6 protein-coding genes and 1 pseudogene are annotated in these 13,440 nt (G+C 38.8%); all 7 read right to left on the bottom strand.

Features of this window, described 5'->3' with window-relative positions:
- Positions 1–611: 611 nt before the first annotated feature.
- A complete protein-coding gene (locus tag QZZ43_RS19540) occupies positions 612–1,124 on the bottom strand; it encodes a lipid-binding protein (RefSeq protein ID WP_291862884.1) in 513 nt (170 codons plus the stop codon).
- Between the two features lie 45 nt (positions 1,125–1,169).
- The gene (locus tag QZZ43_RS19535) at positions 1,170–1,871 is read right to left on the bottom strand and encodes a BT_2262 family domain-containing protein (RefSeq protein ID WP_291862881.1); all 702 of its coding nucleotides are present in this window, start codon (positions 1,869–1,871) and stop codon (positions 1,170–1,172) included.
- Positions 1,872–1,894: 23 nt separating this feature from the next.
- The gene (locus QZZ43_RS19530; RefSeq protein WP_291862878.1) at positions 1,895–3,346 is read right to left on the bottom strand and encodes a SusD/RagB family nutrient-binding outer membrane lipoprotein; all 1,452 of its coding nucleotides are present in this window, start codon (positions 3,344–3,346) and stop codon (positions 1,895–1,897) included.
- 12 nt (positions 3,347–3,358) lie between these two features.
- Positions 3,359–6,535: a SusC/RagA family TonB-linked outer membrane protein gene (locus tag QZZ43_RS19525; RefSeq protein ID WP_291862875.1), complete on the bottom strand. Its 3,177-nt coding sequence runs from the start codon at positions 6,533–6,535 to the stop codon at positions 3,359–3,361.
- A 1,050-nt stretch (positions 6,536–7,585) separates the two neighbouring features.
- Entirely contained in the window at positions 7,586–10,471 is a 2,886-nt protein-coding gene (locus tag QZZ43_RS19520) for a pitrilysin family protein (RefSeq protein ID WP_291862872.1), read from the bottom strand.
- A 125-nt stretch (positions 10,472–10,596) separates the two neighbouring features.
- Complete coding sequence (locus QZZ43_RS19515; protein WP_291862869.1) at positions 10,597–12,141, bottom strand: RagB/SusD family nutrient uptake outer membrane protein; 1,545 nt, start codon at positions 12,139–12,141, stop codon at positions 10,597–10,599.
- Between the two features lie 18 nt (positions 12,142–12,159).
- Positions 12,160–13,440: pseudogene (locus QZZ43_RS19510) on the bottom strand (SusC/RagA family TonB-linked outer membrane protein); the annotation flags it as partial.

The following is a 13,440-nucleotide window of genomic DNA, read 5'->3' as shown; positions in this document are numbered from 1 at the left end:
TTTTTTTCTGGCTGAATGGACAGCCCCGGATGGGGCGGCAGTTTGGTAAATAGATTGTTCAAGCTAAACGAAATAAGCCCCGGATGGGGTGACACCTACAAAATACATTTTTCTGTCACCCTTGCCGGGGCTTCACCTTTTATCTTGTTACATTCTCTACCATACTGTCGCCCCGCTGGGGCTGGAACAAATAGATTGATGGGTGTGAATGTTCCCAGGAGGAACCTCCTTACCATTGGAAATAAATAAATCACATCATTTTTTTCTGGCTGAATGGACAGCCCCGGATGGGGCGGCAGTTTGGTAAATAGATTGTTCAAGCTAAACGAAATATAGCCCCGGATGGGGTGACACCTACAAAATACATTTTTCTGTCGCCCCTGATACAAGTTTGATTGACCAAACCAAAAAGATTTAGTCTCAACCTTAGTCTCAACCTTAACCTCAACCTTAGCCTCAACCTCAGCCTCAGCCTCTTTCATCCTCTACCCCTCCCCGCGGAAATTCAGGGAGCCTCTCTCGCACACAAAAAAAGGGACAGCGCCCGAAAGCACTGCCCCTCACAAAAACTATTACGGGAAATAATAGCCAGATTAAAAAAGTAAAGAAGATTAGTTATCCTCTTCCCAACCAGTATACCGATATCCTGATACAAAGAGTGTATCATTTGCAAAACCAGTACTACCTTCTAAATCCTCGAACCAAAGTTCAAAATAAATACTATCAACAGGTAAACCAGAAGGGGGTGTTGCAGCATTTTCAAGAATTTTACCATTTCGCACAAGAATCTTAATCTCATAACCAGTAACTGCATTTACAACTGTATCTTCAGTTCCAAAAGTAAGATTTTGCAAATCAACAGGAATACGGACTCTATAATCCCAGAAGTTACCTTCATCACTAAGCCAGAACTCAGAAGAAGAATTATCAGCTGTATTATAAGTCAATATCTCAGTTTTTCCATAACCAAATGCATCTTCCCCATAAACACTGTGATTATAGAGAACATTCCACCGACCAGATAAATCTTCAACAGCTGTTCCCCCCGGCTCAAAATCTTCTTCACACGATGTGAAAGAAGTAATTAAGCCAAAAACTATTGCGAATAATATTATTTTTCTCATATCTTTTAAAATTATTTAATTCAATAACTAAAAATATTGAACATTCTAATAAGCTGTTACAGCAAAAATATCACTCCCAGCATAAATAGATTCCCAATAAATCTGACCGGTTTCAGGATCGTATGCCCCATTTAGAAGATCTTCCAGACCGTCACCCCAACCGGCAAGATGGCTATAAAGCACCGAGATAGTGTAATCACTATTTAGGGCAATATATCCATCCATCCTATAGGCTGGACCATATTCAGACCCGATAGAATAGTAATTCCCCAAAAAACCTTCTACATAAAATATTCCCTGGGTTACCTGAGAAATAGCCAATGAGTTTGTACGCGGACGTGGGTTCGTGCCATCAGCCTCCGTACGAACAACCTCGGCAATATACTCTCCCGAAATATCATCCTCTGGTGATGTTGGGTCATATACAATAACTTGTCGGGTTAATGAAGACGGATAACCATCTTCGTTAACAGCTGAATAATTTATTTCGTAAACACCTAAACTCTCACCAACTTCTCCGGAAACCTGAACACTGGACGTGACATCCGTCTCACCTTCAAAGGCTGTATAGCCAGGTTCAACATATTCTTCTCCCTTTTCGATTATCACAACCTCACCTTCTTCCAATTCAAAAGTAACAAAGTGTGTAATACTACTTATATCTTCTGTGGAAGTTGATTTTTCACAGCCTGAAAATACCATAGCCAGACCGACAAAAAATAACGACAAATATTTTAAATTCTTCATATTTTCAGAATTTTAAGAATTAGTTACTTCTGATCCCACCAAATTGGTTCTGTTTGAGCCTTTTGGGCAGGAGCATTATCATTCAATCGAGTACTTTCCTCAGGGTAAGGAAGACGTTGTATAAAATTGCCTACCCCAAGAGCATTGCCTGACGGACTTATCAATGTTCCGGCAACATAGGTTTCCCCGGCATAAACATCTTCTGCAATACTACCTGTATATTCAGGATATCCTAAACGACGCATTTCAGTCCATGCTTCAAAATTATTAACCAGACAAAGTGAAACCCACTTTTGCATCCCAATTGTTTTAATTTTCTCTTCATTAGTTCCTGTAGAAGGCCATTCATAAACCCGTCCTGCTCCATATAAATTAGAACCACTAACTGCTAAACCATGCAAAGCCAAATTATAATCAATAGCTCTTTCATATGCAGCTTTAGCCTCAGCATCATCAGTATAAAACCTCAAATAAGCTTCACTTTTAAACAATTCAAGTTCTGACATAGTCAGAAAATAGACTGGTTGAACAGGATCAATAATCGGGGCGCTATACTCAGCAGTAAGTCCCTCTTTCATGGCAGGAACACCAGCTACATAAGCACCATCCACATCGGTCCATAAAACAGCCAATCGTGGATCCGCTTTACTTTCCAAATAATTAATAATAGGAGTGGCAGCAATATTATTTACAGTACCAAGGCCTATTGTATTTGTTCCATACCAAGGGTTATACCGAAAAGCTTCAGCCTGCCAGCCATCAAAAGCAACATCCTCAACAATAAAATTGTTTTGATCCATCAGTGCTCTTATCTCAGTGGAATAATCAACAGCATAGCTGGCTCGCATGTAAATCTTTAGTTTCAAAGAATTCGCGAATGCAACCCACTTGTCAAGATCACCTTCAAATAAGTAATCTTTTGGACTGATATAAGAATCTTCTGTGAGCATATCCATTGCTTCATCAATATCACCCAATATTCCTTCATAAACTGTCTGGCCATTATCATAAGCCGGGAATTTATTTTCAACTCCCTGCAATGCACCTGAATAAGGAATATCTCCTATCATATCAACCCAAATCTGATAAGTATAGGCTTGCAGTACTGTTGCAACAAAATAGTACCCCGTAGCATCCTCTGCCAAAGCGTTAGTTTTAATTCTCTCCAAATCATTCAAAGCACCCGCATACAACTCATTATAATCATTATCCAGAAAAGGTGCCGTAATAGTATAATTATCTATTTTATTATACTGATTTGCTTCAGGGGCTTGTGTCCAATACTGGGCAAAAATCCCGGAGAAATTAAAAATGTTACCTCCCAAACGAGTAGCAATAGAAGTTTCTGCTGCTGGAAGGATTAATTCCGACGGAACATCACTCGGCGTATTTGGATCTGTATTCACATCCAACCAATCTTCACAACTTGTAAAGAACAACGGAATGATGAATAAAATTATAAATATCTTTTTCATTGTCATATCTGTTTAAAATTTCACTTGAATTGAACCACCAATCTTTCTTGTTGATGGATTAGCAGAATATTCTCCAAACATACCTTCCAAGTCATTTCCAAAAGTTGAAACCTCCGGATCAATAAAGGTATTATCCTTCGGAGTCCAGATAAACAAATTGTTTCCAAAAGCAGTCAGGGTAACATCCTGAAGAAAACCATTTCCTATCCAACGTTTAGGCAACTTATACGAGAGAGAAATATTCCTCAATTTCACAAACGATCTATCAATCAAAAAGTTTTCATTCAATTTATCTTCACCATCTCCAAAATAGGAATAAAAATCTGCCGGATTAACAGGTGTTGTATTCTCCTCAAAAGTTCCATCTGCTAATTCATTGACAGAATTGGGGACAAGAAATGGTTTCCTGTCATTGAAAGTAGTCTGAATTGAATTTCCAGTAAATGAAAGAATATCTTTAGTTCTTGAATACATTAACCCACCTTGTCGAATATCGAAGTTAATGCTTAAACTCAAATTCTTATAGGAGAAGTTATTGGTTACTCCCATCATATAATCATAATTAGCATCTCCTACGACTTTTGGATCGGCAGCAACAGGTAATCCGCTGGTTGCATTTACAACAATATTCCCTTCTTCATCCCTTTTAGGAACAGTAACTTTAAATAAGCCAATGGGTTTTCCAACCTGAGCAACCAAATGTGTACTGGCACTAGTGGTTCCAAATCCATACAAATCCAGTTCTCCTTGATCACCACCTAATTCTTCAGGCAGGCTTACCAACTCATTTTCATTTTTAGAGTAGTTAACTGCAATTTCCCATGAAAAATCACCAAATTCAATAGGAACAACTCGAACTAATAGTTCTATACCTCTATTCTCTATTTCACCAATATTGGTTGTCTGATTTGTATAACCAGTTGCAGGATCCATATCAACGGTAAAAATCTGCTTTGAACTGGACTTATTATAATAAGCTGCATCAATACCCAAACGTCGTCCAAAAAACTCAAGTTGCATTCCAACCTCAGCCTCTGTTGACATTTCGGGTGACAAGTCTAAACTTCCTAAACCATTGCCTACTTCAAAGGCATTATATCCCGAAAGCGGGAAATTGATTGATTGAAATTCATTATAAACTTCTCCCTGAACGAAATATGGCAAAATCTGATAAGGTGATGCATCACGTCCGGTTTTGCCATATGCAAATCTCATTTTACCAAAACTCAAAATATTATTTTCAGGAATTAATTCTGTAAATACAAAACTTAATGTCGCTCCGGGATAAAAGAAAGAATTGTTTCCCTTAGGTAACGTGGAAGACCAGTCATTTCGAGCGGTTACAGTAGCATAAAGCAGACTCTTATATGAAGCTTCCACAGAACCATACACTCCTACCAAACGACGAATTGATGAATATTCATCTGCAACAGGCGTTCCTGAAGAGTTAGATAAATCATAGTAATAAGGAATATCTAATCCTGTCACTTCAGCAGAAACATTAGAAACTGTTCTTTCATTAAGATTTAGCCCACCAATTCCATTGAACCCAAAATCACCGAGAGTCTTATCATAAAAAAGTTTAAAATCATGGTCTAATTCGGCTCTTCTACTTGCATTCTTGGTTACACTACCATCCTGATCAATCTGACCAGCATTAGGAGTGCCAGGGTCAACAGCTATCTGGGGAAAACCAAGTTTGGTTTCACTATTTGTTAAATCAAGTCCCAGTTTATAGGAAGCTCTTAAACCTTCTGTGAGCTGATAATCAAACTGTACTTTTCCAAAAAGTTTATTGCTCTTATATTCATTATCAACATGGTCAATTATAAAATATGGATTGGCAATTCCATAAGGAGTAAAATAATAACCAAGTTGATCAAATGGATCCGTTTCGTAATCAGCTAAACTGATAAGGCTAATATCTCTGGGAGTTTGATAAATAGAGTTAATCATTGTCAAACCTTGCCCTGTTGGAGAATATTGGTTACGTGAATGAGAATACTTCAGATTGCTATTAACAGTCAATTTATCAGTTAATTTCTGATCAACATTCAAACTATAAGTATAACGATCATATGTATCAGCATCAGTAGGAACAAGACCATCATCACTTAATTGCGAAAAAGATGCATAATAATTAGTTTTATCCGTCTGACCACTAAATGATACGCTATTATTATAACGGAAACCATATTCAAAAAAGTCCCGAACATTATCTTCCTGGGCAAGAAATGGCTTTATTTTTTGGGAATTGTTATACACACGTCCCCATTGCCGTATAGAACCATCCAATCTGGGGCCCCATGAACCATTTTCAATAAAAGTATGGTCTCCACTCCATCCCATTCCATAATCATTTTGAAATTCAGGTAATCGCAAAATATCTGAAACCTGAATACCTGATTCAACGGTAACCCCCACTCCTTCTTGTTTTTGTCCGGACTTTGTGGTAATCATAATAACACCGTTGGCAGCTCTACTTCCATACAATGCAGTCGCTGCAGCACCCTTAAGAACGGTAATGTTTTCAATATCATTAGGATTCACCATATTGGCACCGTTACCAAAGTCATATCCACTATTTAAAGCATCATTGCTAAAAGTAGAACTGTTATTAATAGTAACACCATCAATAACATACAAAGGTTGGTTTCCACCATTTGAAAGGGAACTAATACCGCGAATCATAACTCCTGTTGAGGCGCCAGGATCACTTGAAGTACTAGCAATCTGAACTCCAGCAACTCTACCCGACAAGGCAGACATCATATCCGAAGTCTTGGATTTTGAAATTTCCTCGGCGTCAACAGATGTTGCAGCATACCCTAATGCTTTTTCTGACTTTCGAATTCCCAAAGCTGTTACCACAACTTCATCCATCTGAAAAGCCTCATCAACCATACTAACATTTATAGTTGTCTGGCCCTCAAAAGGAATTTCCTGAGTTTCCAGCCCAACAAAGGAAAATACAATGACTTCAGCATCCTGAGGTACATTTAGAGTATACGTACCATCCACCTGGGTAACTGTACCCACTGTAGTGCCTTTTACGAAAACGGAAACACCCGGTATCGGCACACCATCTTCACTTCCCGTAACAGTTCCACTAATGGTTTGTGCTTGTGCTAATAAAGACCCAAGCCCAAATACCATGAGGAACGAAAGTGCTAAAAGTACTTTCTTCATAGATTAATAGGTTTAAAATTAAAAAATATGGAACAACTTAAAAAAAAAAATTAAATTACAACAATCCTAAATAATTGTCAATTTTTATTAACAATTAATAGTTCTTTAATTGGGCAGTAGTAAAGGAATAAACGAATGGGGTAATGTGTTTGTTTAATGCAAAATTAGAAACTTTTTCTACAAGTCAAAATTTCTGCCACCATATTTCTTATATTTAACTCATTGATTTTTGTCATGCTGAACTTAATTTATATATATTTTTTTGCCACCCCCCCCCCATTTTATGCCATATCCTCAGTTATTTTTGTATTTTTTCAGACAATACCCACATTCACAATAGGCTTTCATTTTACATTTGAATACACCCTCAAATTCAATTACTTATCTCAATAAAAGAATAATTATTTTTGCCTTCTCCTCCTGTCCGAACAAAATAATAGCAACAACCTGCACCCACAAAAGCAAATAAAAGTTAAATAACTAAAGAAGGGTAATAGCAGTTCATTTTCGGGAACGAAACCACATAAGAAAATAAAAAAAAAATAAAACTTTACAAGGCCCTTTCTCCTAATATTCGTGTTTTTTTTGGCAAGATATTTCACAATTTCTCCTGAAGGCTGTTCACATTGGGGGTTAAATGGTTGGGATTGTTCTGTGATAATTGAGTTACCGCTCTGTAACCGCTCAGCGTTTTTAGTTGGTGCTGGCTTCGATGACAGTGTTGCCATTCTGTAACCGCTCCGCGGCTTTAGGCTTATACATGACACGACACTAGGAATTAATAGCAGCGAAGCGGCGGCACAAGGGTAAAAATAATGTAATGAAAAAGAAAAAAGCTGCGGAGCGGCGACAGATTCTTTACAGATTTGTTTGGTTCTGGCTTGTCCATATAGGGCATATAAGAATTAGGGATTCAAGCTAATATTATTAGAGGAAAACAGCTGGTTCAGTATTTAATGGGCGGGTGCTTCACTTTTTCTTCCAAAAAAAAAAGCACCGGCAAGTTTCCTTACCGATGCTTCTCTATTCAAAAAGGTATATAAAACAATCTTAATCTTTAAAAAGGTCACCATCCCTTACACGTTCTACTTCTCCATACTTCTCTAGTGCTTTGAGGTCAAAATCACTAGTGTTTCCTACGATACCAATCACTATCGGCTTGTCTTTCAGATTTTGTTCATAAAACTCAACGATGTCGGCAAACTCCATCTCTTCATACACAGGCAGCAGTTCTTTTGGCAGAATTTGCTCATACCCTCTGAGTTTCCAGTTCTCGCAGACCATAGCGAAGTTTCTGAAATGAGGTTTCATCCCCATTGTGGAGCCCACCAGATAATTTTTTATATCAGACATGCGAAATTCATTCTCCGGCATATCACGCACCAAATCCATGAATAAATCAATTGCTCTATTGGTTTTGTCGCCCTGGGTCCCAATAAAACCATAAAAAACACCTGGATTCTGTAAGGTTTCCGCCAACCTAAATATACCAACAGAGGTATAGGCCATTGAGTTTTGAACTCTTATCCTATCAGGAACCAGCGCAGTAAAGCCGTCTCCAAAATAAGGATTAAAAGAAAAAACCAAAGCCTCTTTGGCAGGAGTCATTTCCGGACCATCGGTATAGAAAACAATACGGCTTTGCTTGGCCTTCGGGTCGTGATAAACGAATACCTGATTCTCATTGTATTTCTTTATCTCCATTTCCTGCGGAGAAGAACTTTCCAGTTCGGTTTTCTTTAGCGGCAAATGGGTGTTCAACAATTGGTGAACAGTTTCGAATGGCAGCTGCCCCGTATAGAAAATTTCTGCAGAATAATTGGTGGCTTCCTGGAAGGATTTGGATAAATCAGAAAAAGTCATCTTTAACACATCGTCTAAGGACTTCCGATCAATATAGGATGATTTATCGCCATACACCAAAAATTCTGTCATAGCATCCTCTTTAATATCCAGCACCTCTTTTTCCATCAATCTTCCCTGATAAGCACTACCTTTCAGATTATCCAGCTGTTTTTCATCCAAATCGGGCATCAGTATCTGGCGTGTCATTAACCCACATGCATCAACCAAATTGGCCTCAGAACCTTCCACAGATACATAAAGATAATCTTCATCAACGCGATACGAAATGGTGGCATTTACTTCACTCAATGCCATCCGAAACTCCTGAGGTGTATAATTGCCTAAAACACCTGCATCGTTCATCAATTGAACAGCATATTCGAGGTCAGGCATTTCCCGGGTTCCAATTCCATATCTGATGGTCATGGTAAAAATATCGTTGACCGGATTGGGGTAATAAAACAACTTACTCTTCTCGTTAATGGTTCCTGTTTTTACATCGTCAAATCCAACGGTTGGAATATCCGGCTCAGAAACAGGAATTTTAGAAAACAGATTTGCGTAATATGATTTTTCAGAAGCAGAAGAAACAGGCACCAATGGCAAATCAGGTTTATTAAGTTTTTCTACATCATGATCGTCCGAAGCACTTATATGCAAAGCCAGAAAATTATCATTCAGATATTTTTTTGCTACACGCTGAACATCCTCAAGGGTAATTGATTTCACCAATTCGGGATAATTAAATACCATATCTAGACTACTGCCACTGATGAAAGCTTCTGCTATCAGATTAGCTTTTACCTGATTGTACTCATGCGACCGCATATTTGAGCGCACAAGACTATTCTTCACAGTCTCCAAAAGGCGTTCATCAACTTTACCTTCCCGCAATTTACTCACTTCTTCCAGCACCAGTTTCTCCACAAAACGGTGTGATTCAAAACGTCGCTGATTGTAATCATATTTTGGAATTACCTCAATAACTGTACGTCCATAATCAGACAATGATAATGGAGATGCTGAACCATGCATCACTTCTCCATCAAGGGCCAATTTGTCCAACAAACCAGTTTGCGACCGATTGGTCAACAGATTGGTCACAACTTCAAGAGCTATGGCATCGGGATGTCCTGTTTCCACCCCTTCATATCCAAGAATCAGACGCGGATAACTTCCTACTTCCTCTTTTATTTGCGTCCGCCCTTCAATAGCGGCAATCTCATATTCCTTTGGTTGAGGAGCAGTTCCTGCCGCTAACCTGGAAAATTTTGCATTAATTAAATTGGCAACTTCTTCTGTTTTTACATCTCCCACAAGAATAAGGGCCATATTTCCGGGAACATACCATGTTTCATAAAACTCTATAAGCTTACTGATCTGAGGGTTCTTGAGGTGTTCCTGCAGTCCAATCAGCGGACGACTGTAAGGGTGTCCTTTGAAAAGTTGTTTTAAAAGTACATTTCTAAAACGATCAGTAGGATCGTCCTGATACATATTATACTCTTCGTAAACAGTCTCCAATTCCGTTTGAAAAGAACGAAAAACAGGATTAATAAAACGAGTAGAGTACAATTCAAGCCATCTGGCCAACTCAGTTTTCGGAAAACTGTTGAAATATTGAGTGTAATCAAAACTTGTAGCGGCATTTAAATATTCACCCCCCATATTTTGTACTAGAGCAGTAAATTCATTCTGATTACTCAAAGCCGCCTGCCGGGTTGTGAGCCGGTTTATTTCCAAATCTATGGCACGCCTTTTTTCAGGATCAGTAACTTCAGCCCTTTCATCAAATTTGGCTACAATAGAGTCGTAAACAAGGCGTTCCTCGGCCCAGTTGTGAGCGCCAATCATCTGGGTTCCTTTAAACATCAGATGCTCCAGGTAGTGGGCCAATCCGGTATATTCTGCAGGATCGTCAACCGCTCCCGCTCTGACAGCTACCATTCCAAAAACATCGGCCTGTGTGGAATCCTCCCACACATATACCTGTAGTCCGTTTTGTAGCTTGAAGGATTTGAGGCCCTGGGCGGAAAGGTTTACAGATAAACCTGCCAATAAAAGGGCCAGAAAGAAAAATTTTAATCGCATTACATTTTTACTTTAGGGTTAATAAAAAAACTAAGTCCAAAAATTATTTGAACCAATAAGACAAAAATAAACAAAAAGGGCTGCCCAAAATTATTGAGCAGCCCTTTTTTATCAAAATTTTTAATTTATGGTTGTGTAATATGGGGATTGTCCTGTATTTCCTGTTGCGGAATATCAAAGGTCAATCGGTCATCATTGTATGGAATTTCCACGCCATCAAAGTCAATATGTCCCTGACGAACAATGGTAGCTTTATTTCGCTTCATAGCAAAATAGCTTTTCCCTTCACCCCACATTTCAATTCTCCACTGTTTATAGATTTCATCTTTAAGAGCATCTCCTGAAAGGGCATCAAGATAAGCAAGATTCTCTTCAGCTGTCGTTCCAACGATCAATTCTTCAGGATTCTCAGGATCTTCAATCATTGTTGGGCCAATTCTTTCAGCAAGCAATGATTTTAATGTAGCCCGTGCACTTACATCATCATCGGCAAAAGCCTCAGCTTCAGCTTTAATCAGATACATCTCTTCCACGCGCATATACACATAGTCAGACGTTACTTCGCGCTGCCCCATTGGGGAGCGATTCTCATCATAAAACTTATTCAAAGGATAGAAGATACCTGCATTAACAAATTGGTTGCTTCTAACATCTTCGGCAGGAATACTTGCGTATAAACCTGCATCCATGGTTTTCGGGTCACCTGCAGCTGCATAACTATAAGTGTAATAGTCAACCTGTCCCCACCAGGAAACAAGGTCAAGTCCCTGATCCAATGTTAAATCGAAACCCCAAATCCAATCTGCACCATCACCATCAAAATAGCTATATGCATTCCGTGGAATATCAGATCCTCCAGCTACTTTATCTATGGGAATAACAGAATAATTTTCAATAAGACTTGAGGCAGATGCCGCAGCATTATCATATTCACCCAATGTAAGATAAACATAAGCTAAAATTCCGGTAGCCACATCCTTATTCACAGAGTGCAACTCTCCACCTCTATTAAAACCATCCAATAACACAACACTTTCTTCAAGGTCATTTTTTATTAATGTCCAAACATCAGCAGCAGAACTTAATGGTTGCGATTCCTGCTCTAAATCAGTGTAAATAGGGAGAATCATAGCACTGGGCTCATAATCCTCAGCAAACAAATTAGCTAAATAGAAATACGAGTGCGCACGCATAGCTTTAGCTTGTCCCATCTGATATTCTTCCTCCGCAGTTTCCAATTCGGCATCATTGCCTCCCAGGCCATCAATTACTGAATTTGCAGCAAAAATAATTCTGTAGTAATAGCGCCAGGCTTTATAATTAGCAAGATTTGTATTATCAGTGGTTGCCGTCATTCTGGCAATATCGCTATACCATCCATAATTGTAACCTGAAAGCGCCATATCGCTACTCAACAAGTCAAGATAGATGTCGTATCCCTTTTGACCAAAATCATCGTGATCCAAATCTGTACCACCTGTCCCGTTTTGAATCATCAGAGAGTAGATGCCTCGAACCAGACCATCAAAAGTCCCGGGATTATATGGGCCAACTTCTTCCATCCGATCAGCCGAGATAAATTCGGTAGCAGTTGTTTCGAGATAGTCATCGGTACATGATGCTATCCCAATGGTCAACACTGCTATCAAAATTAAAACTATATATTTCATATCTTATTATTTTTTAGTTTAAAACTTGATATTGATACCACCTGTAATGCTGGTCAGCGATACATACTGATATCTGCTGGAAGCACCAACTTCTGAGGTATTTGGATAGAATCCTTTACGTTTTGTTGAAACCCACAAATTATCTCCTGAAACAAAAAGTTTAAGACCTTTTAATCCCATACGATCCAACACGCGATCACTGAAATTGTACGACAAGGCCAGGTTGTTCAGAGAAAGGTAATCAGTACTGGTCACAAATCGGTCTGATGTACGATTTGCCTGAGTATAATTAATATCTACCGTATTTGTTCCACTAGTAATAGCAGGAACATCGGTAATATCACCAGGCTCTTTCCACGCATTCAGAATATCTTTGTGCCAGTTATTGCTACCAACCAGATCATCATCCATCAGAGCGGCATAGTTTCCATCATATCCATATCCGCCAAGGCTGTAGGCGAACAATGCAGTCAATGCAAACCCCTTAAACTCAACATTTAAATCGAAGGAGCCTCTTACAGTAGGAATAGGAGATTTGTTAATATACTTACTGGTAGCTTCCGAATAATTGGTGGTAATTTCCTTGTCAATAGTCCCTATCCGCCCCTCATTGTCAGCAAGATACAATTGCATATCTCGAATATACTCTTTGGAACCATCTTCCAGTTCATTATAATAACGATTCCATTGAGCAGCACCAGTAGCAGCATCAACACCCACATATTCAGGAATGTAAATATCAAAAAGAGAATGTCCTGCCGAACGTCCATAAATACCACTTGCATCCAACACCTTCTGCTCACCCGTTGAATCCTCTATTGGCATGGCAGTTATTTCATTCTTTTCGAACGCACCATTAATCCCAAAATCAATATTCAGGTCATTTGACTTATACAGTTCTGCATTGAGATCGAATTCAATACCTGAGTTAACCATTTCACCATCGTTAACCTGAATAATAGCATATCCCTTACTTGGAGAAATACGTTTGTCGAAAAGCAAGTTAGTCGTATTTTTAGAATAATAGTCAACTGAACCGGCAATTCTATTGAACAGCTCAAACTCGGTACCTACCTGAAACTGTTCTGAACTTTCCCAGGTCAGATTTCTATTACCCTTACTATCAAACACAATTGATACATTGTCGTTCAAGTTGTTCACTGAGTACAAATCATGAGCAGCATAAGCGCCAATTCCCCCCTGTTCTCCATTAACACCATAACTGGTTTTCAGTTTTAATTCTGTAAAAATGTCAGAAAGAGAATTCATAAAAGGTTCTTTTGAAACCATCCATGCACC

Origin of the sequence: Marinilabilia sp. (assembly GCF_016278715.1) — a bacterium.
Lineage (GTDB): Bacteria > Bacteroidota > Bacteroidia > Bacteroidales > Marinilabiliaceae > Marinilabilia.
This window is presented reverse-complemented; position numbering and strand designations above follow the sequence as displayed.

Excerpts from the sequence above, each read along its gene's own strand:
- QZZ43_RS19540 (WP_291862884.1), bottom strand. The coding sequence starts at position 1,124 with ATGAGAAAAATAATATTATTCGCAATAGTTTTTGGCTTAATTACTTCT.
- QZZ43_RS19535 (WP_291862881.1), bottom strand. The coding sequence starts at position 1,871 with ATGAAGAATTTAAAATATTTGTCGTTATTTTTTGTCGGTCTGGCTATG.
- QZZ43_RS19530 (WP_291862878.1), bottom strand. The coding sequence starts at position 3,346 with ATGAAAAAGATATTTATAATTTTATTCATCATTCCGTTGTTCTTTACA.
- QZZ43_RS19525 (WP_291862875.1), bottom strand. The coding sequence starts at position 6,535 with ATGAAGAAAGTACTTTTAGCACTTTCGTTCCTCATGGTATTTGGGCTT.
- QZZ43_RS19520 (WP_291862872.1), bottom strand. The coding sequence starts at position 10,471 with ATGCGATTAAAATTTTTCTTTCTGGCCCTTTTATTGGCAGGTTTATCT.
- QZZ43_RS19515 (WP_291862869.1), bottom strand. The coding sequence starts at position 12,141 with ATGAAATATATAGTTTTAATTTTGATAGCAGTGTTGACCATTGGGATA.